Genomic DNA, 20,579 nt, shown 5'->3' on the forward strand with positions numbered 1-20,579 from the left:
CGTAGTGGCAACCGAAAACCCAACCAGAACGGCCGAAGCGACCCCCGAGGCGACCGGCGCCGACGTCGTGACCCGCTTCGCCCCGTCGCCGACCGGCTATCTGCATATCGGCGGCGCGCGCACCGCACTGTTCAACTGGCTCTTCGCGCGCCATCACGGCGGCAAATTCCTGCTCCGCATCGAGGACACCGACCGCGCGCGCTCGACCGACGCCGCGATCGACGCGATTCTCGACGGGATGCAGTGGCTCGACCTCGATTGGGACGGCGAGACCGTGTATCAGTTCGCGCGCGCGCCGCGCCATGCCGAGGTCGCGCACGAATTGCTCGCGAAGGGCGAGGCCTATCGCTGCTATCTGACGCAGGACGAACTCGCCGCGCTGCGCGCCGAAGCGCAGGAAAAGCGCCAGCCTTTCCGCGTCCGCAGCCCATGGCGCGATCGCGACGACGGCGATCCGTCGGTGCCGCATGTGCTGCGCCTCCGCGCGCCGCAGGAGGGCGCGGTGACGATCGCCGACAAGGTGCAGGGCGAGGTCACCGTCCAGAACGCCGAACTCGATGATTTCATCCTGCTCAGGAGCGACGGCACGCCGACCTATATGCTCAGCGTCGTCGTCGACGATAACGACATGGGCGTGACGCACGTCATCCGCGGCGACGACCATCTCAACAACGCCTTCCGCCAGCTCGCGCTGCTTCGCGCGATGAACTGGCGCGAACCCGTCTATGCCCACGTCCCGCTGATCCACGGCGCCGACGGAGCGAAGCTGTCGAAACGCCACGGCGCGCTCGGCGTCGACGCCTATCGCGACGAGATGGGCTATCTGCCCGAAGCGGTGAACAATTATCTCCTCCGCCTCGGCTGGGGGCATGGCGACGACGAAATCATCAGCCGCGCGCAGGCGACCGAATGGTTCGATCTCGACCATGTCGGCCGCTCGCCGTCGCGCTTCGACTTCAAAAAGCTCGAAAATCTCAACGGCCATTATCTCCGCGAAGCCGACGGCGCGCGTCTTGCCGACCTCGTCGCGCCGCGCGTCGAAAAGCTGGTCGGGCGCGCGCTCGATGGCGTCGATCGCGACCTGCTGACGCGCGCGATGGACGCGCTGAAGCCGCGCGCGAAGACACTCGACGAAATCGCCGACGGCGCGACCTTCCTCTTCCAGCCGGACCCGTTGCCGGTGGACGAAAAGGCGGCCGAGGTGCTAAAGGCCGCGCCCGAAGGCTTGCTGGCCGCCGTGACCGAGCGGCTGCGCGGGCTGAACGACTGGACGACAGAAGAGCTGGACGCCGCCGTGCGCGCCGAAGCCGAAGCCGCCGAACTGGGGCTCGGAAAACTCGCGCAACCCCTACGCGCTGCATTAACCGGCCGCACCGTTTCCCCGGGAATTTTCGACGTGCTGCTCTTGCTCGGACGCGATGTCAGTCTCGCCCGACTTGACGCAGCGCAACATTATCCGGCAGGGGCGTAGCCACTCTCTCTCCCCGCCGTCAGAACAGGGAAAAAAATATGACCGACACCGCGAAAATCACGCTGGGCGACAAGACCGTCGACAGCCCTGTCCTGTCGGGCACCGTCGGCCCCGATGTGGTCGATATCCGCAAATTCTATGCCCAGACGGGCGCCTTCACCTACGACCCCGGCTTCACCTCGACCGCGAGCTGCGAATCGCAGATCACCTATATCGACGGCGACGAAGGCGTCCTGCTTCACCGCGGCTACGCGATCGGCGACCTCGCCGAAAATTCGAGCTTCATGGAGGTCTGCTACCTTCTCCTTAACGGCGAGCTTCCGAACGCGGGCGAACTCGAAAAATTCGACAACACGATCACGCGCCACACGATGCTGCACGAACAGCTCGCGACCTTCTATCGCGGTTTCCGCCGCGACGCGCACCCGATGGCCGTCATGTGCGGCGTCGTCGGCGCATTGAGCGCCTTCTATCACGACTCGACCGAGATCCACGATCCGCACCAGCGGATGGTCGCCAGCCACCGGCTGATCGCGAAGATGCCGACGATCGCCGCAATGGCTTACAAATATTCGGTGGGTCAGCCCTTCGTCTATCCCGACAACAAGCTCAGCTACACCGGCAATTTCCTGCGCATGACCTTCGGCGTCCCGGCCGAGGAATATGAGGTTGTTCCCGCCGTCGAGCGCGCGCTCGACCGCATCTTCATCCTCCACGCCGACCACGAACAGAATGCGTCGACCTCGACCGTCCGCCTCGCCGGCTCGTCGGGCGCCAATCCCTTCGCGTGCATCGCCGCGGGCATCGCCTGCCTGTGGGGCCCCGCGCACGGCGGCGCGAACGAGGCCGCGCTCAACATGCTGCGCGAAATCGGCCGTCCCGAGCGCATCCCCGAATATATCGCGCGCGCGAAGGACAAGGACGATCCGTTCCGCCTGATGGGCTTCGGCCACCGCGTCTACAAAAATTACGACCCGCGCGCGACCGTGATGCAAAAGACGGTGCGCGAGGTGTTCGACGCGCTGAAGGTCAACGACCCGGTGTTCGAGGTCGCGTTGCAGCTCGAGGAAATGGCGCTCAACGATCCCTATTTCATCGAAAAGAAGCTGTTCCCGAACGTCGACTTCTATTCGGGCGTGATCCTGTCGGCGATCGGTTTCCCGACGACGATGTTCACCGCGCTCTTCGCGCTCGCGCGCACCGTCGGCTGGGTTGCGCAGTGGAACGAGATGATCTCGGACCCCGCGCAGAAGATCGGCCGCCCGCGCCAGCTCTACACCGGCCCGGCGCACCGTCCGTTCGTCCCCGTCGACAAGCGCTGAGCGGGTTCGTCACCTAATGACAAAGGGGCCGCACTGCGGCCCCTTTTTGTGTTAGGTGGCTTTCGACCGATAGCGGACATTTAATCCTCCCTGTCGCGAAGCGATGGGGAGGTGGCAGCGCGAAGCGCTGACGGAGGGGCTATGGCGCACCGTCGCGGCCCCTCCACCACCGCCTGCGGCGGCGGTCCCCCTCCCCATCGCTGCGCGACACTCCTCGTCATCCCGGCGAAGGCCGGGATCTCGTCCTATCGGTTTACCGCACCGGCGAGATCCCGGCCTTCGCCGGGATGACGGTCAAACTGATGACAGCTCACCACCCCGAAACCGCCCTTCTACTCCCCCTCCCCATCCATCCGCGCGCACAGCGCATCGATCTTCGCCGCCAGTTCGGCGATCCGCATCTGGTCCAGCTTTTCGTGCAGCCGCATGATCTCCAGCTCGGCGCGCAGGTTGATCTCGTAATCGACGCTCGCGGTCAGCCGGTCCTTCGCCGCCTGCCGGTTCTGGCTCATCATGATGATCGGCGCCTGCACCGCGGCGAGCGTCGAGAGCATCAGGTTCAGGAAAATGAACGGATAGGGATCGAACGCCAGCCCGAAATGTTCGAGCACTTCCGAGTTGAGCAGCATCCAGCCGAGCAGCACCAGCGAAAAAACGATGATGAAGCCCCACGAGCCGCCCACGGCAGCGACCTTGTCGGCGAGCCGATCGCCCATGCTCGCCTGCGCATCCCCGATATCGGCGGCGTCGCGGCTGCTCGGCGCGCGCTTCGCGATCGCCTGCACGACGCGGTTTTCCTCGGAATCGAGTTCGTCGAAGGCGCGGCCGAGCAATCGCAGCGACAGATCGTTGAGATGCGTGTCCGCGTTCACATCGCTCCTATCCGACCCAGCGCCACATCCCGGCGACCATATAGCCGAGCGCACCATGCGCCCATGTCGCGACGATCCAAAGCACTATTCCGCCCAGCAGCGCGTGCGGCCGCGGAACCGCTTCGCCCCATGAGGCCTTGCCCGCAAACTGTCCCGCATAAGGCACAAAGCTCGTCCGCGCCGCCCAGCCGCGCCACGCATCGCCCATCAGCCGCGCCTTCTTCGCATCCTGCCCCGCCGACCCGACGAGCGCGAGAAAGGCGATCGTCGCGGAGAGTATGATCTGCCCCGGCGTCGGCATGACCATGATATGCGCGGCCGCCCATAGCGCGAACCCCCACATCATCGGGTGCCGCGTGATCGCGAACACCCCGCGCGGGGCGGCGGCCGCGTCCCTGGCGGCGTGCGGCGCGGGCAGCGCCGGATTGCCGATCAGCGACCCCATGAAGAGGATGCTGGCGAACAGCACGATCAGCGAGGCTGCCGCCCACAGCGCATCGCCGACCGCCCACAGCGGCGGCTCGGGCGGCATCCCGCGCCAGGCCTGCACGACCATGATCAGCGTCGCGATCGCGACGATCGAATAGACGATCTGGAACCCCCGCTCGCCGAGCCGCCCCGCGAGCCCATCCCGAAGCGGATGCGACAGAACAAGATGCGATCCGACGAACAAAATGCAGGTGACGATCAAAAGCGAGATGGGTTGCATGGCCAAATCCTCATCGAGCAATGCCGCTGCTCCGACGTCCCCCTCGTCGGGCGACTCGGAACATTGTCATCGCCACCATCCGCGACAAAGATAACAGTGTCAACATAGAGGATGGGAAAGCGGTGCGAAGGTTCGACCTCCGCGCCGCATCCCTACCAGTCGTATGCGTTGGGCAGCGCCCCTTCCTGCGGCGTCGCATAGCGCTCGCGCAGGCGGTCCTGCCGCGTCGTCAGCGACTGCGCCTTGCCGTCGATCCACACCATCGTCGGACGACTGCCCAGCTCGAGCGGGTCATTGTCCCAGATCACGACGTCGCCGGCGCGCCCCGGGCGCAGCGACCCGATGCTGCCTTCCATGCCGACCGCGCGCGCGGGCACGCTGCTGATCGACGCGAAAGCCTGGTCCCAGCTCAGCCCGCTCGCACCCGGCACGCGCGTCAGACCGACAAGGTTGCCGGCATATTGCGTCGCATAGCCCATCTTGTGCGCGTCATCGTCGTCGAACACCCCGACCGACACGTCGACGCCGGCAGCCTTGAGCCGTCCCGCGTTCGACTGCGTCGCCCCGAGTTGTTCGAAGCTCGACGGCAGGTCGGTGAGCGGCGAGACGAGCACCGGCACCTTCGCCGCGGCGATCTCGCGCGCGACGATCCAACCCTCGGTGGCGCCGACGAGCACCAGCTTCAGCGCGGGAAATTCGCCCTTCAGCTTCAGCACATTGACGATGTCGACCGCACGGTCGACGCGCACGAACAGCGGCGTCGTGCCGTCGATCACGCGCACGAGCGCGTCGGCGTCGGCGCGCTGGATCATCGCGTCATTGCCCCACTCGGCAAGCGCCGCGGGGTTGCGCGCATAGCTGCGCGCCGCGAGCAATTGTTCGCGGAACAGGAGGAAGGTCGCCGCACGGCTGCCGCCGGCCTTCGACGCGCCATCCTCGCCGAACGCGACATATTGGAGGGCGCGTGGGCGCGTCACCATGTCCATGTCGTCGGCCAGGTCGACCACCGCGCCCTGCCCGGCGAACAAATTGCTGCTGCCGCCCGGTGCGACGATCGCGCGCGTGACGCCCGACGCACGATTGACCGCGACGGGCGACCCCATCGGGTTCAATGCGGGCGCGATGTCGAGCCCCGCCGAAAAGCGCGTGCGCGGCGCCGAGCGGTCGTTGGTGCCGCTGACCGCATCGACCTCGACCAGCCCGACGCGGCTGAACGCCGCGACGATGCCAGGCGTCACATAACGGCCCTCGGCATCGACGCGCTCGATGCCGGCGGGGACCGCGACGCCCGCGCCTGCCGCGACGACCTTGCCGCCGCGCACGACGACGGTGCCGCGCTCGATCGGCGCACTGCCGTCACCGATGACGAGCTTTGCGTTGGTGATGGCGACGTCCTGCGCTGCGGCGGGAAGCGCGACCAGCGCAGCGGCAGACAGAAGGAGCGAACGGATCATTTCACATCTCCTTCACCCGGCTGGCCGAGCTCGAAATCGCTCACCGGCCGCCGCTTGGGGTCCATCGCGTCGAACATCAACGCGCCGTCGATCCACACTTTTTCGGGGCGCGTATAGGCGCTGAATGGATTGCCGTTCCACAGCACGACGTCGGCCATCTTGCCGGGCTTCAGGCTGCCCGTGCGGTCGGCGATCCCGAGCGCCTTCGCCGGATTATACGACAGCCAGGTCCAAGCCACCTCGTCGCTGACGTCGATGCCGATGCGGCGCCCGGCGGCGCGTGCCTTCGCGGCTTCCTGGTTCAGCCGCTGGATCTGGTTCGCGTCGTCCGAGTGGACGATCGTGCACGCACCGGCCTTGTAGACGAGCGGGATATTCTCCGGCACCGAGTCATAGGCTTCCATCTTGAAGCCCCACCAGTCGGCCCACATCGCCGAACAAATGCCTTCCTTCGCGAGGATGTCGGCGATCTTATAGCTTTCGACCGCGTGGTGAAAGGTCGACACCTTGTAGCCGAACTCCTTCGACATATCGATGACGAGCGCCATCTCGTCGGCGCGGTAGCAATGATTGTGGACGAGAATCTCGCCCGCGAGCACGCCCGCGAGCGTTTCCATCGCGAGATCGCGGTCGACCGCCTTGCCGTCGTCCATCTTCTTCTTGTACGCGGCCGCCTTGGCCCAGGTCGCGCGGTTCACCGCGAAATTGCCCATCCGCGTCGAGGGGGCACGCCCCTTGCCACCGTAAACGCGCTTCGGATTTTCGCCGCACGCCATTTTCAGGCCATAGGGCGCGCCGGGGAATTTCATCCCCTGTACCGTGCGCGAGGGCACATTCTTGAGCGTGATGGAGCGCCCGCCCATCAAATTCGCGCTGCCCGGCAGGATTTGCAGGCTCGTCACGCCGCCGTTGGCGAGCGCGCGGCTGAACCCCGGATCCTGCGGCCAGACGCTATGTTCGGACCAGACTTCGGGCGTCGTCGGCGACGTCGCCTCATTGCCGTCCGAATGCGCATCGACACTCGGGCTTGGATAGTCGCCAAGATGGCTGTGGATGTCGATAACGCCCGGGGTCAGGAACTTGCCGGTTCCGTCAAAGACCGCGATGTCGGCGGGAATCGGCGTATCGGGACCGCCGATCGCCTCGACCTTGCCTTCCGCCAGCAGCACGGTGCCATTTTCGATCCGCCCGCCCTCGCCGTCGAAGATGGTGACGTTGCGCACGGCGGTGACCTGCCCCGGATAAGGTTTATAGGTCGACGGGTAAGGATCCTTGTTGAACTTCGCCGGCTTTTCGGCGGGCTTGTCGCTCGCCGAGGCCGTGTCCTTTCCGGTCGCCGCACAACCAACGAGCGCCAGCGACACCGCAGCCAGCAGGCTGCCCTTCACACCCTTGATCATCGATTACGCCCCTTTGGGATGGGTACCGGCCGCCTGCGGCTCGCCCAGTTCGCCGCTGCCCGGAACGGCCGGTTCGCGGTCGGCGAGCGTGTCGAGGTGCATCCACTTCTTCACGATCGGCGACAGCGCCAGCACGACGATGCTGACCCCGATGGTGATCAGGCCGATTTCCCAATAGATGCCGAGCGTGGCGTCCTTGGTCATCGCGCCGTCATGCCCGCCGGTCGCCTCGCCGATCTTGCCGGCAACGAAATTTCCGACCGCGGTCATGTAGAACCAGGCGAGGAAGCTCGGCGCGAGGCGGTTCATCGCGCTCAGCCCGACCGGCGACAGGCAAAGCTCGCCGGTCGTATGGAGGAGATAGAGCAGGAAGACGAAGAGCACCGGCGTCGCGACCTCGGGCCCGACGCTGCTCGCGCCCCACACGAAGACGAGGAAGCCGAGACCGACTTGCGCCAGCGCCAGCGCGAATTTCGCGGGCGCCGACGGCTCGAGGCCCTTTTTGCCCAGCCATTGCCACAGCGCGGCGAAGACCGGCGCGAACAGGATGATATAGATGGGGTTGATCGACTGGAACACCGACGCCGGCACGCCGCCCTTGTCGACATATCGGTCGGTGTAGAGGTTGAAGCTGCCGCCGGCCTGTTCGAACAGGCCCCAGAACAGCGGGTTCAATGCGATCAGGAACAGGATCGCGAACATGCGCTCGCGCGGCTCCTTGTCGAGCTTGAACGATTCGTAAAGCACATAGCCGAGCAGCGCGAGGCCCGAGATGATCAGCAGGTTCTGGATGATGTCCTGATACTGGACCAGCGCCCACATCACCGCGACGGCGCCGAGGCCGACGGCATAGATGGTCATTTCCTTGTTGCGCGGGAGCGGCGCCGGCGCTTCGCCCGCGCCGAGCAGCACATTCTTGCCGAGAACGAAGACGATCAGGCCGGCGACCATGCCGATGCCCGCAAGGCCGAAGCCATAGGCCCAGCCGATCTTCTGCCCCAGATATCCGACGAGGATCGTGCCGAGCGCGGCACCGACGTTAATCCCCATGTAGAAGATGGTATAGGCGGCGTCGCGGCGCATGTCGGTCAGGCGGTAAAGCTGGCCGACCATCACCGAGATATTGGCCTTGAGGAAACCCGAACCGACAATGATCAGCGCGAGCGCGAGCCAGAAGACGTTGATCGTCGGGTCTTCCTGCCCGCCGACGCCCTCGAACGCCATGAACAGATGCCCGAGCGCGAGCAGAACGCCGCCGAACAGCACCGCCTTGCGCTGCCCCAGATAGCGGTCGGCCAGATAACCGCCGAGCACCGGGGTAATATAGACGAGGCTGGTGTAGGCGCCGTAGATCAGGTTCGATTTGCCGTCCGAAAACAGCCAGTGCTGCGTCAGGTAGAAGATCAGCAGCGCGCGCATGCCGTAATAGGAGAAACGCTCCCACATCTCGGCGAAGAAGAGCATATAGAGGCCCTTGGGATGGCCGGCGAATTCGGGCTTCTTGCTGCCGGCGATCAATCCGCCGACGGTCAGGAATACCCCGAGAACGACCAGCGCGATTACCGCGATCCAGTCGCCTTCGTCCCAAAGGCCTATATCTTTCATCAAAACGTCCCTTTTATCGATTATCTTGGACGCGGCCTCCCGCCGCGCGAATGGGGCAACCTAGCGCGAAAATTGCGTATGGGAAGAATCTAATTGCGCCTGAAACCGGTTCAGCCGGGCCAAAATCCGTTGCGAATCATTCGCAACACTTGCGCGGCGGCGCGGAAAAGCCCACATGGCGCCCCATGTTCAACGACACCTCCTCGCTCCTCGCCCACCTTGCCACCCGCCGCTCGGGCAAGGCGCGCGACATGGTCGCCCCCGGCCCCGACGCCGCGGCCTTGCGCGACATCGTCGCGCTCGCGCTGCGCACCCCCGACCATGGCAAGCTCGCACCCTGGCGCGTCGTTACGATCGCCGACGACCAGCGCGACGCCTTCGCGGCGCTGCTCAAAAAGGCGTGGGTGGCCGAAAATCCCGGCGCGGCGGGGCTGGACCTCTCGGCGCTCGACCAGTTCGCGCATCAGGCTCCGTCGCTGCTCGTGCTGATTTCCACCCCCGCCCCCGGCGCCAAGATTCCCGTGTGGGAGCAACAGATGTCGGCCGGCGCGGTCGGCATGAACCTCCTCCACGCCGCGCATGCGCACGGCTTCGTCGGCAGCTGGCTCACCGGCTGGGCGGCCTATAGCGCAGAGGTCGCGGCGGCATTCGGCGCCGGCGAAGACGACAAAATTGTCGGCTATTTCTTCATCGGCACCGCTTCGCGCGATCTCGACGAACGCCCGCGCCCCGAATATGACGACGTCGTTCGCGCCTGGGAAATTTAGTTTCAAATGCCGGACTGAATTTGTAATTAGCCGAATTTGACTGTGCTGCTGTCTTATGGCATTAAGGCGGCATGCTCGATCAGTCCAAACCCGTGTATCAGCGTCTGCGCGACGTCATCGCCAACGCCATCCTCGACGGCAGCTATCGTGACGGCGACATGCTTCCCTCGGTGCGTTCGCTCGCCGCGGAGGAAGGCGCAAACCCGCTGACGGTCGCCAAGGCCTATCAGACGTTCCAGGACGAAGGGCTGGTCACGGTCAAGCGCGGGGTCGGCATGTTCGTCGCCGAGGGCGCCACCGAACGCCTCCGCGACCTGATGCGCGCCGATTTCCTCGCCAACGTCTGGCCTCCGGTCGCGCAGCAGATGCGCCGCATCGGCCTCGACGCGCGGACCTTGCTCGATCTGACCGAGGCCTGACGGCTACCGCCCGATCTGCGCCGCCTTGTCGCGCAAATCCGCCGCCGCCTGCGCCTTCCCGCGCTTTTCCAGCAGCCCGGCGTAAAATTCCATGATCCCCGCATTGAGCGGCTGCAACCGATAGGCGCGGTCGATCAGCACCAGCGCGCGCGCATCATCGCCCTTCGCCGCCCAGGCGCGCGCCAGTTCGCGCAGGATCACCACGTCGCGATCGCCGATCCGCCGCCGCACCCGCTCGAAATGCCCGATCGCCTGGTCCCAATGTTCGAGGTCCATCGCGAGGTGCCCGGCGAGCCGGTCGGCGGCGATGCTCGACGGCTGCCCGTCGCGCAGCGCGAGGATCGCCGCGCCCGATCCGGCGGCATCGCCCGCGCGGTAAAGTGCGTTGGCGAGGCGCAGCGTGGTGCGCTCGCCCGCGTCGATCGCGCGCGCGGCGCGATAGGCTTCGACCGCAAGGGCGAACCGCCCGCCCGCGAGCGCGGCGTCACCGAGCAGGATATGCGCATCGGCGACGCCGCGGTTCGCGTCGCGCAGCCGCACGGCGCGGTCGATCGCGCGCGCGCCGTTGCCGCTCGCAAGGTCGGCGGCGATCGCCGGGATCGCCTTGGCCGGGTCGAGCGGCGCGGCGTCGGCCGCCATCGCCACCAGCCCGTAATCATCGTCGATCGCGAACGGCACGGCTTCGCCCGGGCTGAGCGCCGTCGCGCGCCCCATATAATCCGCCGATTCCATGTCGCGTCCCAGCTCGGCGGCCGTACGCGCCGCAAGGATCAGCGACCAGCTGTCGGCGTCGGGGCGGCGGACGAGCGGCAGCAGCGCCTCGCGCGCGGCGTCGGGATCGCCATCGGCCCATTCGGCGGCAGCAAGAATACGCCGCGCGGTGAAATTATGCGGCTGTTCGGCAAGCAGCCGGTCCGCCCACGTCGCCGCGACCGCCTCGCCGCCGAGCTCGAGCTCGACGACCGCGCTCAGCAGCATGAACGACGGCTGTTCGTCGAGTTCGCCCCGCGTGCGCTGGAGCAGGCTGCGCGCCAGCGCATATCGGCCCGCGCGCGCTGCGAGCACCGCCTGCAGATAATAGAGGCGCGGGTCGCGCGGCACGATCGTCGCCGCATGGCGAAGCGCCGCCAGCATGTCGCGATACCGCCCGAGGTCGCCGAGCGTCGCGGCCTGGTCGATCAGCGCGTCGGCATTGTCGGGGTCGGCTTTGAGCGCATCGGCATACCAGCTTAGCGACGCCTCCAGCCCCTCCCCGCTCCGCACGAGATTGGCCTTGAACGCCAGCGCCGCGCTGTTCGCCTTGTCGAGTTCGATCGCATAATCGACCGCGTCGCGCGCGCCGAGCGCGTCGGCATTGGCCTCACGAAAGCGCGCAACATCGACCCATAGCGCCGAATTGCGCGGCAGTTCGTGCACCGCGCGGTCATAGGCTTCGCGCGCGGCGAAGAGATCGCCGTTCGCCAGATGGACGTCGCCCGCGACCCATGCCGCCTCACCCATCATCTCGGGGATGACCGGCCCACCCTCCAGCGTCTCGAGCGCGCGCGCGCCTTCGCCTTGCATCGCATAAGCCCGGGCGAGCAGCGGCCGCAGCGCCGCATCCTTGGCGCCGGCGCCGAGCGCGCCCTTGACCGCCGCCTCGGCGCCGACTCCGTCGCCGAGGCGGATCGCGACGCGCGCCAGCATGACGCGCCTTGCGATGTCGCCCGGATCGTCGGCGATCGCCGCCTGCAACGCCGCGCGCTGTTGCTCATAAGCCCGGCGCGGCGTGTCCGGTCCGCCGCCGCCGCACGCCGCGAGCAGCAGCGCCGCCACCAGCGGCGCGGCGGTCCAGACGCGGCGCAAGGTCATTCAGCCCTGCATCCGATATTGTTTGAGCAGGTCGTAGAGCGTCGGCCGGCTGATCCCGAGCAATTTCGCCGCGAGCGAGATATTGCCCTCGCTCTGCGTCATCGCGCGGCGGATCGCGACGCGGTCGGCGGCCTCGCGCGCGCTGCGCAGGTTGAGCCACGCCTCTTCGCCCTCTTCGCCGCCGCCCGCCATATCGAGATCCTCGCGCATCACCAGCTTGCCGTCGGCCATGATAACGGCGCGCTTGATGCGGTTTTCAAGTTCGCGGACATTGCCCGGCCAGCGCGCCTCGTCGATCGCCTGCAGCGCGTCGGGCGCAAAGCCGCGCACCCCGGGATTCATCTCGGGCGCATATTGGTGGAGGAAATGGCGCGCGAGCAGCACCGCATCGCCCGGCCGCTCGGCGAGCGACGGGATCTTCACCACCATCTCGGCGAGCCGGTAATAAAGATCGTCGCGAAAGCTCTGCTCGGCGATCATCGCATCGAGGTCGCGGTGCGTCGCGCAGACGATCCGCGTATCGACCGGAATCGCCTTGCGCCCGCCGATCCGCTCGATCGTGCGTTCCTGCAAAAATCGCAGCAGCTTGACCTGCAACGGCAACGGGATGTCGCCGACCTCGTCGAGGAAGAGCGTCCCGCCGTGCGCCAGCTCGATCTTGCCCTCGGTCGTCTTCACCGCGCCCGTAAAGGCGCCCTTTTCATGCCCGAACAGCTCGCTTTCGAGCAGATTCTCGGGGATCGCGGCGCAGTTGATCGCGACGAACGCGCCGTCGCGCCGCCCGCTCGCCTCGTGCAGCCCGCGCGCGAGCAATTCCTTGCCGGTGCCACTCGCGCCGAGCAGCATCACCGACACGTCGAGGTTCGCGACGCGCTCGATCGTGCGCGCGACCTTCAGCATCTCGGGCGCGCCGGTAATCATCCCGCCGAGCACGCGATTATCGCCCGCACCCTGGCTCGCCAGCCGCGCATTTTCGACTTCGAGTCCGCGAACGTGAAACGCACGCGCGACGATCAGCCCCAGTTCGTCGATGTCGATCGGCTTCTGATAGAAATCCCACGCCCCGCTCGCGATCGCGGTCAGCGCGCTCGCGCGTTCGCCATGCCCCGACACGACGATCACCTTGGTATCGGGCTTGGCCTCGAGGATCGCCTTCAGCGTCCGGAACCCCTCGCGCGTTCCGTCGGGATCGGGCGGCAGGCCGAGGTCGAGCGTCACCACCTCGGGTTCCTCGGCGCGCAGCAGTTCGATCGCGGCGTCATGGTCGCCCGCGACAAACACGCGATAATCGTCATAGGCCCATTTGAGCTGCGTCTGCAGCCCGGCGTCGTCTTCGACCACCAGCAATTTAGGCAATCCGGTCCCGCCCTCGCTCATTTCATTCCCGCCTTCATCACCCGCGCATCGCCCCCGGCGGCGGCGCGCGCGTCGGCTAGCGGCAACCACAGGGTGAAATTGCTTCCCTTGCCCGGTTCGCTCGTCACCTCGATCGCCCCGCCCATCCCTTGCGCGAGCTGCAGCGCCTCGAACGCGCCGAGCCCGAAGCCCGATTCCTTCGTCGACACGAACGGCTTGAACAACTCGTCGCGGATGAACTCGCGCGTCATGCCGCATCCCTGGTCGATCACGTCGATGCGCGCGCGCCCCTGTTCGGCGACCGCGACGACCTGAACCGGCGTGTCCGGCGCCGACGCGTCGATCGCGTTGGCGACCAGATGCTGGACGATCTGGCGGACCGCGCCCGCCTCGGCCCACGCCGACAGGCCGGCCTGGCAGCCGACGAACAGCGCGCGGCGCGGCCGCATTTCCGCGGCAACCTCGTTCAGCAGCGGCTCGACCAGCGTGCGGCCGGGCTCGGCCGCCGGCCCGCGCTCGCGCGGCGACAGGCGGACGAGCAGGTCGCTGAGCCGCCCCGCCGAAATCTTCAGCGTCTGCGTCATGTCGGCGCGGAATTCGGGCTTGTCGGCGTGGCGCTCGGCATTGCGCGCGAGCAGCGACAATTGGCTCGCCAGATTCTTGATGTCGTGCATGATGAAGGCAAAGCGGCGGTTGAATTCATCGAAGCGCCGCGCCTCCGACAGCGCCTGCTGGCTCTGCGATTCGGCGAGATAGCTCGCCGCCTGCTGCCCCGCGATGCGCAGCACGTCGAGATCTTCCCAGTCGAGCGCGCGCGAGACCGCCGGGCGGTGCAGCACCGCGATCGCGATCATCCGCTGGAAATGGAGGACCGGCACGACCACCCACGCGCGCGTGTCGGCGATCAGCCAGTCGGGGATCGCCAGATCCACACCCGCCGGATGCTTGCCCGGAGCGCCGCGCCGCTCGGCGTCGAGGTCGACGATATGTTGCGTTTCCTGCAGCATGAAGGCCGAACGCAGCGACAGTCCGGCCTCTTCGCCCACGCCGCCAGGCCAATGCCATTGTTCCGCGACGCGAAAGCCGCCCGACGCGGCGGGCAGCATCAGCAAGGCACCCGGACTGCCGGTCAATTGCGCGAGCGCCTTGGCAACGCGCCGATAGAGGTTGCGATCGTCATCGCTCCCATCCCCCTTGGCGCCCTGCGCCAGCGTCGCGGTGAATCGCATCCACTCGGCGCGATAGTCGTAACGATGCTCGAAGAAATGCTTGGAGATGATCACGGCGAGCCACGCGCGCGAACGCGCGGACGCCAGCATGAGTCCTCCCGCGCCCAGCGCGACAGCCAGCGAGATCGCCTGCGCCAGCTCGGCATAATCGCTCCCGACCGCGCGCGCGACCGCACCGGTCAGCGCGATCAGGATCAGATAGACGGCGGCGCCCAGCAGGATCAGCGATCGCGTCGCCGCGGTGCGCGACAGCCGCATCCGCTCGCGCCCGATGTCCATCGCCGCGACGATATGGATCGGCACGGTGAGCAGCGCGACGGCAGGCAACAACGCGATCAGCGTCGAGGCCTTCGCTCCCGTCAGCGCGCCGATCAGCTGGACGTTGAGTTCATAGGCCCACAGCATGGCGAAACCGCCAGCGACCGCCAGCACCGGCATCCGCAGCCCGCCGCTCGCGCGCCGGACGGCGCCGTCGATGATCAGCAGCCCGCCGATCGCGACGATCATCGCGGTGAAGGTCAGCGTCGGCTTCATCCATGGCGCCGCGGCGGCGCCCGCGCGCCAATGCGCCGCCGCGCCGAGCAGGAAGGCGAGCAGGCAGATCGTCGCCAGCATCCGCAGGATCAGACGCAGCGGCCGCGGCATCGGCGCGCGCGGCGACCAGAATGTCGCGCCGAGCCAGCCGAGCATCGCGCCGTCGCGGACCATCTGCGCCACCAGCGCCTCCGACGATCCCGGCGAAAAGATCGTCAGCGCCGCGCACCACAGCGCGGTCGCCGCCGCCACCAGCACCTGCCAACGCGGCGCGGGCATCAACGCCGCCATGCGCGCGCGCGGCCGCATCAGCAGCCACAGGGTCGCGCCCGAAAAACTTGCGAGCGCCGCGACGCACAGGATGTACGACAGGGTCGCGAGCACGCTAGCGCGCTCCCTCCGGCCACAGCACGACGCGCACCGTCTGGAGCAGGATCAGGAGGTCGAGGAAGGGCGAGTAGTTTTTGGCGTAATAAAGATCATATTCCAGCTTCACGCGCGCGTCCTCGACCGAGGCGCCATAGGGATAGTTGATCTGCGCCCAGCCGGTCAGGCCGGGTTTCACCATGTGGCGTTCGGCATAATAGGGCAGCTTTTTCTCCAGCTCCTCGACGAAGCTCGGCCGTTCGGGGCGCGGCCCGACGAAGCTCATGTCGCCCTTCAGCACGCACCAGGTCTGCGGCAGTTCGTCGATGCGCAGCTTGCGGATCACGCGGCCGACGCGCGTGACGCGGGGATCATTCTCGCTCGCCCACACCGCCTTGCCCGACGCTTCGGCATCGATACGCATCGAACGAATCTTGAAGATGTCATAGGTCTCGCCGAACAGGCCGACGCGCGGCTGGCGATAGAAGACCGGCCCGCGGCTGTCGAGCACCACCGCGATGCCGGCGAGAAAGATCAGCGGCAGTCCGACGATCAGCACGATCAGGCTGGCGAGGATGTCGAACAGGCGTTTGCCCACTTTGGAAATCCGCTGCCCCGCCGAAAAGCCGTCGGAAAAGATAAGGCCGCTCGGGTTGGTGGTCGCAAGGTCGACGCGCCCCGTCTCGCGCTCGATGAAGCTTGCGATGTCGTTGACATGCACCCCCGTCGTCTTGACGCGGAGCAGGTCATTCAGCGGCAGCGCGTTGCGTCGCTCCTCGAGCGCGAGCACGACTTCGCCCGCGCGCAGCATCACGACATGCTCCGACAGATTGGCGATCGCCTCGCGCGGGATCGCCCCCGGCACCGTCTTCTCGTTCGCGCTCATCGCGACGAAACCGACCATCTCAAGCCCGCTCCCCGGCGCATCGGCGAGCGCCGCGAGCCGCGCCGCACGCGGCCCGGCGCCGAGCACCAAAATGCGCCGGCGAAAGGCTTCGGTGCCCGCCGACTGCGTCAGCGCGACGCGGATCACGAACAGCACGCCGATGGCGAAAATCATCGCATAGAGGCTGTTCGCACGCCACAGCGTCGCCGTTGGCAGCAGGAACCCCAGTACCGACAGAAAAATCACCCCGAGCGAAATCGCGGCGAGCAGGCGCGCGGTCGCAAAGCGCATCGAGCGCAGCCCCTCGTTCCCGTACATCCCGGTCGCCATCATCGCGAGCGAATTGGAAACGCCGAAGGTCAGGAGCGGCAGCCAGCGGCTCGCGAGCGGCCCCGCATCGAACCCCGCCTGATGCGCGTAGAGATGCCACGCCCCCTCGGCCGAGCCGAGCAGCGCGAAAAATTCGATCAGCGCCAGCCAGACGACGGCGTGCGGGACATAATGTTTGAACAGCCGGAACATGTTGGCGAAGTCCTACAGCCGAGGCGTCAACTGTCGGTTAATTTTACACTTGCTATATCGGCAATGACAAGGTGACCCGCTGCTTCGAAAGCGATAGACCGAATTCATGACGCTGATGATCCAGCCCCTCATCCTGTGCGGCGGTGCAGGCACCCGCCTGTGGCCCGAATCGCGCGGCACCCGCGCGAAGCAGTTCCTGCTGCTGCACGGCCAGCGCAGCCTGTTCCGCCAGACCGTCGAGCGCACGCCCGCGGGCCCCGATTTCCTGCCACCCATTGTCCTCTGCGGCGACGGCCATGTCGCGATGGTGCGCGAACAAATGGGCGATCGCGAAGAGACGCTGCTCGTCGAGCCGATGCCGCGCAACACCGCCGCCGCGATCGCGCTCGCCGTCGCGCAGGCCGACGCCGACACGCTGCTGCTCGTGATGCCGAGCGATCATGTCATCGCCGACGTCCCCGCCTTTCACGCCGCGATCGCCAAGGGAGTGCGCCTTGCGCAACGGGACTGGATCGTCACCTTCGGCATCACCCCCGACCGCCCCGAAACCGGCTTCGGCTACATCGCCGCCGGCAAGGCGCTCGGCGAGGACGGGTTTGCGGTCGACCGCTTCGTCGAGAAGCCCCCGCTCGCCGATGCCGAGGCGATGCTCGCGGCGGGCGGTTACAGCTGGAACGCCGGTATCTTCCTGTTCCGCGCCGCGCGGATGCGCGACGCGATGCTCACCCATTGCCGCGCGATCTTCGAAGCGGCGGACAATGCGGTTGCCGCCGGGATGCGCGACGGCGACGCGCTCTATGCCGACGCGATCGAGTTCGCCAAGGCGCCGTCGGACTCGATCGATTATGCCGTGATGGAAAAGGACGATCGCGTCGCGGTCGTCCCCGTCGCGATGGGCTGGTCCGACCTCGGCTGCTGGCACACGATCCACGCCCTCGCCGAAAAGGATGCCGCCGACAATGCCGTCACCGGCGACGCCTTTCTCCACGACAGCCGCGGCAACCTCGTCCGCGCCGGCGACAAGCGCGTGTCGATCCTCGGCATGGACAATATTGCGGTGATCGTCGACGGCGACGACATTTTGGTCATTCCGCTCGAACGCTCGCAGGAAGTCCGCGCCGCCGCCAAGGCGCGCGAATAGGCCTGTGCGATCGCCCAATTTCGCCGACGCCCCGCTCGGGCTGCTCGATCATCATCCGAACGAGCTGCGCGCGCGCCACTGCCACGACGACGCCTTCGTCGCCGTGGTGCTCGAGGGCGGCTATCAGGAAGCGGGCGACGAGGGCCGTTTCGACGTTCGCCCCGGCGACGCGCTGATCCACCACCCGTTCGAATCGCACCTCGACCGCGTCGAGGCGAAGGGCGCGCGCGTCCTCGTGCTGGGCCTGCCCGCCGAACTGGCGGCGACCTCGCATGTTCGCGGCCGCGTCGGCGACCCCGACGCGCTCGTCCGGATCGCCGCGCGCGACCCGCGCGCCGCCGCGGCCGCCTTCGCCGAGCAATTTGTCGCCACCCCCGACGCCGCGCTCGACTGGCCCGATTTGCTCGCCCGCGACCTCTGCGGCCACGCGCCCGTCCGGCTCGGCGAATGGGCCGAGCGCACGGGCGTGCGCGCCGAAACATTGAGCCGCGGCTTTCGCGCCGCCTATGGCTGCACCCCCAAGGCGTTTCGCGCCGACGCCCGCGCCCGCGCCGCGCTCGCGGCGATCCGCGTAGGCGGCGAGCCGCTCTCCGACATCGCGCACCGCCTCCATTTTACCGACCAGGCGCACATGACGCATGCGGTCGCGCGGCTCAGCGGCGCGACGCCGGGCGCGTGGCGCCGCATGGTGCCCGACGTCAAATCGATACAAGACATGGCCGACCTTGGCGTGTAGCAACCGGACAACACACCTGTTGGAGACGATCATGCTCGACCGCCGCACCCTCATCGCCACCCTCGCCGCGACCTCCGCGCTCGCGGGCGTCCGAAATCCCGCCGCCGCGCTGACGGCCCAGACCGCAAGCGGCGAAGGCGCGAAGCTCACCGCGATCTACGATCGCTTCTACGACCGGATGGTCGATGAAAGTCCCGAATTCGCGACCGCGCTCGGGCTCGACAAGGACGCCCGCCTGCCGCTCAAGGCCAAACTCGACGACCGCTCGCCCGCGGGAATCAAGCAAAGCCACCAGCTCTATCGCGACGGTCTCGCCGAACTGAAAAAAATCGATGCCTCAAAGCTTTCGGGCATGGACCTCGTCAACTACGAAACCTTCCGCGGCCCGTGGGAGCATTCCGTCAAGGCGTATGACACGTTCGGCTATGGTCTCCACAGCTGGCCCGAACCGCATCCGGTCACGCAATTGAGCGGCACCTACCGCTCGATTCCCGATTTCCTGATCAACCAGCACAGCATCGCGAACGCCGCCGATGCCGAGGCCTATCTCGCGCGCTGCGCCGATTTCGCGGTGCAGATGGACAACGAGACGGGGCGGATCAAGGCCGACCATGCGAACGACATCATCCCGCCCGATTTCGTCATCGACCGCACACTCGGCCAGTTCGACCGCATCTGGGCCCCCGCCGCCGACGCCAACGGGCTGACGAAAAATCTCGCCGCCAAGACGAAAGACATCCCCGGCGACTGGGCGAAACGCTGCGCCGCCATCGTCGAGGGCAAAATCTATCCCGCGATGCGCCGTCAGGCCGACGAGCTTCGCGCCGCCCGCCCCCGCGCGACCCACGACGCCGGCGTGTGGCGCCTGCCCAAGGGCGACGAATATTATGCCTATGCGCTCCGCTATGCGACGACGACGGGCATGTCGGCCGAGGAAGTGCACAAGCTCGGGCTCGACCGCGTCGCGGATCTCAGCGCGCGCGCCGACGCGATCTTCAAGACGCAGGGGATGACCAAGGGGACGGTCGCCGAACGGATGCGCGCGCTCGGCAAGGACCCGCGCTTCCTCTATCCCAACACCGACGAGGGCAAGGCGAAGCTGATCGCCGAACTCAACGCCCAGATGCAGGCGATTCAGGCGCGCCTTCCCGAAGCCTTCGGCCGCCTGCCCAAGGCCAAGGTCGAGATTCGCCGCGTCCCCGCCGATATCGAGGATGGCGCGACCGGCGGCTATTACCAGATCCCCGCACTCGACGGCTCGCGCCCCGGCGCTTATTACATCAACCTGCGCGACACCGCCGAAAATCCGTCGTGGACGCTGCCGACGCTCACCTATCACGAGGCCTCGCCGGGCCATCACCACCAGATCGCGCTGGCGCAGGAGGCCGAGGGCATCCCGCGCCTCCGCCGCCTCCCCGCTTACTCGGTCTATACCGAGGGCTGGGGCCTCTACGCCGAACAGCTCGCCGACGAGATGGGGGTCTATGAAAACGACCCGTGGGGCCGCCTCGGCTATCTGCAATCCTATATGTTCCGCGCCGCGCGGCTCGTCGCCGACACCGGCCTCCACCACTATAAATGGACGCGCGAGAAGGCGATCCAATATTATAACGAGACGCTCGGCACCCCCGAACCGTCGAACATCACCGAGATCGAGCGTTATTGCGTGTGGCCGGGACAAGCGACGAGCTACATGGTCGGCCAGACGAGCTGGGTCCGCATCCGCGAACAGGCGAAGGCCGCGCTCGGCGACAAGTTCGACCTGCGCGCTTTCCACGACACCGCGCTCGCGGCGGGCGCAATGCCGATCGAAGTGCTCGAATCGGTGATCGCCCGCTGGACCGCGGCGCAAAAGGGCTGACGATAGCGTCAGGAAAAACTCTGAAGCGTGCCCATCCTTATTTGGTCGTCATCCCGGCGCAGGCCGGGATCTCACCGA

General features: G+C 67.0%; 16 protein-coding genes. 7 read left to right on the top strand and 9 right to left on the bottom strand.

Annotation, left to right across the window (positions count from 1 at the left end):
* The first annotated feature begins 4 nt into the window (after positions 1-4).
* Both gltX and OVY29_RS06925 read left to right on the top strand, forming a co-directional pair.
* The gene (gltX, locus tag OVY29_RS06920; protein WP_037556730.1) at positions 5-1,471 is read left to right on the top strand and encodes a glutamate--tRNA ligase; all 1,467 of its coding nucleotides are present in this window, start codon (positions 5-7) and stop codon (positions 1,469-1,471) included.
* 38 nt (positions 1,472-1,509) lie between these two features.
* Positions 1,510-2,793 carry a citrate synthase gene (locus OVY29_RS06925; protein ID WP_037556729.1) on the top strand — a complete coding sequence of 428 codons (1,284 nt, stop codon included), beginning with the start codon at positions 1,510-1,512 and terminating at the stop codon, positions 2,791-2,793.
* A gap of 332 nt (positions 2,794-3,125) precedes the next feature.
* On the opposite strand, the gene OVY29_RS06930 is transcribed toward OVY29_RS06925, so the two are convergent.
* The 5 genes from OVY29_RS06930 to OVY29_RS06950 form a co-directional block, all read right to left on the bottom strand.
* On the bottom strand, positions 3,126-3,665 hold the full coding sequence (locus OVY29_RS06930; protein WP_037556021.1) for a DUF1003 domain-containing protein: 540 nt from the start codon (positions 3,663-3,665) through the stop codon (positions 3,126-3,128).
* Positions 3,666-3,672: 7 nt separating this feature from the next.
* Entirely contained in the window at positions 3,673-4,374 is a 702-nt protein-coding gene (locus tag OVY29_RS06935) for an NnrU family protein (protein ID WP_037556023.1), read from the bottom strand.
* Positions 4,375-4,526: 152 nt separating this feature from the next.
* A complete protein-coding gene (locus tag OVY29_RS06940) occupies positions 4,527-5,828 on the bottom strand; it encodes an amidohydrolase family protein (protein ID WP_052182305.1) in 1,302 nt (433 codons plus the stop codon).
* Positions 5,825-7,228, bottom strand: coding sequence for an amidohydrolase (locus OVY29_RS06945; protein WP_081933116.1), 1,404 nt, complete (start codon positions 7,226-7,228; stop codon positions 5,825-5,827). The genes OVY29_RS06940 and OVY29_RS06945 overlap by 4 nt, the downstream gene beginning before the upstream one ends.
* Positions 7,229-7,231: 3 nt before the next feature.
* On the bottom strand, positions 7,232-8,833 hold the full coding sequence (locus tag OVY29_RS06950; protein WP_313911133.1) for an oligopeptide:H+ symporter: 1,602 nt from the start codon (positions 8,831-8,833) through the stop codon (positions 7,232-7,234).
* Positions 8,834-9,018: 185 nt separating this feature from the next.
* Here OVY29_RS06950 and OVY29_RS06955 point away from each other — a divergent pair, with 185 nt between their 5' ends.
* Positions 9,019-9,600 (top strand): nitroreductase, encoded by a 582-nt coding sequence (locus tag OVY29_RS06955; RefSeq protein WP_037556025.1) that lies wholly within the window; start codon positions 9,019-9,021, stop codon positions 9,598-9,600.
* 71 nt (positions 9,601-9,671) lie between these two features.
* Positions 9,672-10,019, top strand: a complete 348-nt coding sequence (locus tag OVY29_RS06960) for a GntR family transcriptional regulator (protein WP_037556026.1) — start codon at positions 9,672-9,674, stop codon at positions 10,017-10,019.
* A 3-nt stretch (positions 10,020-10,022) separates the two neighbouring features.
* Here the strand turns inward: OVY29_RS06960 and OVY29_RS06965 are convergent, their stop codons facing one another.
* From OVY29_RS06965 to OVY29_RS06980, 4 genes are read right to left on the bottom strand one after another with little or no spacing between them, the layout of a single operon-like run.
* Positions 10,023-11,870, bottom strand: coding sequence for a tetratricopeptide repeat protein (locus tag OVY29_RS06965; protein WP_037556027.1), 1,848 nt, complete (start codon positions 11,868-11,870; stop codon positions 10,023-10,025).
* Positions 11,871-13,247, bottom strand: a complete 1,377-nt coding sequence (gene prsR / locus OVY29_RS06970) for a PEP-CTERM-box response regulator transcription factor (RefSeq protein ID WP_037556028.1) — start codon at positions 13,245-13,247, stop codon at positions 11,871-11,873.
* A complete protein-coding gene (gene prsK / locus OVY29_RS06975; RefSeq protein ID WP_037556029.1) occupies positions 13,244-15,373 on the bottom strand; it encodes an XrtA/PEP-CTERM system histidine kinase PrsK in 2,130 nt (709 codons plus the stop codon). Before prsK ends, prsR begins: the two co-directional genes overlap by 4 nt.
* A gap of 1 nt (position 15,374) precedes the next feature.
* On the bottom strand, positions 15,375-16,763 hold the full coding sequence (locus tag OVY29_RS06980; RefSeq protein ID WP_037556030.1) for a TIGR03013 family XrtA/PEP-CTERM system glycosyltransferase: 1,389 nt from the start codon (positions 16,761-16,763) through the stop codon (positions 15,375-15,377).
* Positions 16,764-16,869: 106 nt separating this feature from the next.
* Here OVY29_RS06980 and OVY29_RS06985 point away from each other — a divergent pair, with 106 nt between their 5' ends.
* Genes OVY29_RS06985 through OVY29_RS06995 form a run of 3 tightly spaced genes read left to right on the top strand, consistent with a single transcriptional unit; the run spans position 16,870 to position 20,501 of the window.
* Positions 16,870-17,904, top strand: coding sequence for a mannose-1-phosphate guanylyltransferase (locus tag OVY29_RS06985; RefSeq protein ID WP_037556031.1), 1,035 nt, complete (start codon positions 16,870-16,872; stop codon positions 17,902-17,904).
* Positions 17,905-17,908: 4 nt separating this feature from the next.
* Complete coding sequence (locus OVY29_RS06990; RefSeq protein ID WP_052182309.1) at positions 17,909-18,640, top strand: helix-turn-helix transcriptional regulator; 732 nt, start codon at positions 17,909-17,911, stop codon at positions 18,638-18,640.
* A 31-nt stretch (positions 18,641-18,671) separates the two neighbouring features.
* On the top strand, positions 18,672-20,501 hold the full coding sequence (locus OVY29_RS06995; protein WP_037556041.1) for a DUF885 domain-containing protein: 1,830 nt from the start codon (positions 18,672-18,674) through the stop codon (positions 20,499-20,501).
* Positions 20,502-20,579 lie beyond the last annotated feature (78 nt).

The sequence above is a fragment of the Sphingopyxis sp. SE2 genome (assembly GCF_032227185.1).
Lineage (GTDB): Bacteria > Pseudomonadota > Alphaproteobacteria > Sphingomonadales > Sphingomonadaceae > Sphingopyxis.

Excerpts from the sequence above, each read along its gene's own strand:
- OVY29_RS06950 (WP_313911133.1), bottom strand. The coding sequence starts at position 8,833 with ATGAAAGATATAGGCCTTTGGGACGAAGGCGACTGGATCGCGGTAATC.
- OVY29_RS06925 (WP_037556729.1), top strand. The coding sequence starts at position 1,510 with ATGACCGACACCGCGAAAATCACGCTGGGCGACAAGACCGTCGACAGC.
- OVY29_RS06985 (WP_037556031.1), top strand. The coding sequence starts at position 16,870 with ATGACGCTGATGATCCAGCCCCTCATCCTGTGCGGCGGTGCAGGCACC.
- prsR (WP_037556028.1), bottom strand. The coding sequence starts at position 13,247 with ATGAGCGAGGGCGGGACCGGATTGCCTAAATTGCTGGTGGTCGAAGAC.
- OVY29_RS06980 (WP_037556030.1), bottom strand. The coding sequence starts at position 16,763 with ATGTTCCGGCTGTTCAAACATTATGTCCCGCACGCCGTCGTCTGGCTG.
- OVY29_RS06960 (WP_037556026.1), top strand. The coding sequence starts at position 9,672 with ATGCTCGATCAGTCCAAACCCGTGTATCAGCGTCTGCGCGACGTCATC.
- OVY29_RS06935 (WP_037556023.1), bottom strand. The coding sequence starts at position 4,374 with ATGCAACCCATCTCGCTTTTGATCGTCACCTGCATTTTGTTCGTCGGA.
- OVY29_RS06955 (WP_037556025.1), top strand. The coding sequence starts at position 9,019 with ATGTTCAACGACACCTCCTCGCTCCTCGCCCACCTTGCCACCCGCCGC.
- OVY29_RS06995 (WP_037556041.1), top strand. The coding sequence starts at position 18,672 with ATGCTCGACCGCCGCACCCTCATCGCCACCCTCGCCGCGACCTCCGCG.
- OVY29_RS06940 (WP_052182305.1), bottom strand. The coding sequence starts at position 5,828 with ATGATCCGTTCGCTCCTTCTGTCTGCCGCTGCGCTGGTCGCGCTTCCC.
- OVY29_RS06945 (WP_081933116.1), bottom strand. The coding sequence starts at position 7,228 with ATGATCAAGGGTGTGAAGGGCAGCCTGCTGGCTGCGGTGTCGCTGGCG.
- OVY29_RS06965 (WP_037556027.1), bottom strand. The coding sequence starts at position 11,870 with ATGACCTTGCGCCGCGTCTGGACCGCCGCGCCGCTGGTGGCGGCGCTG.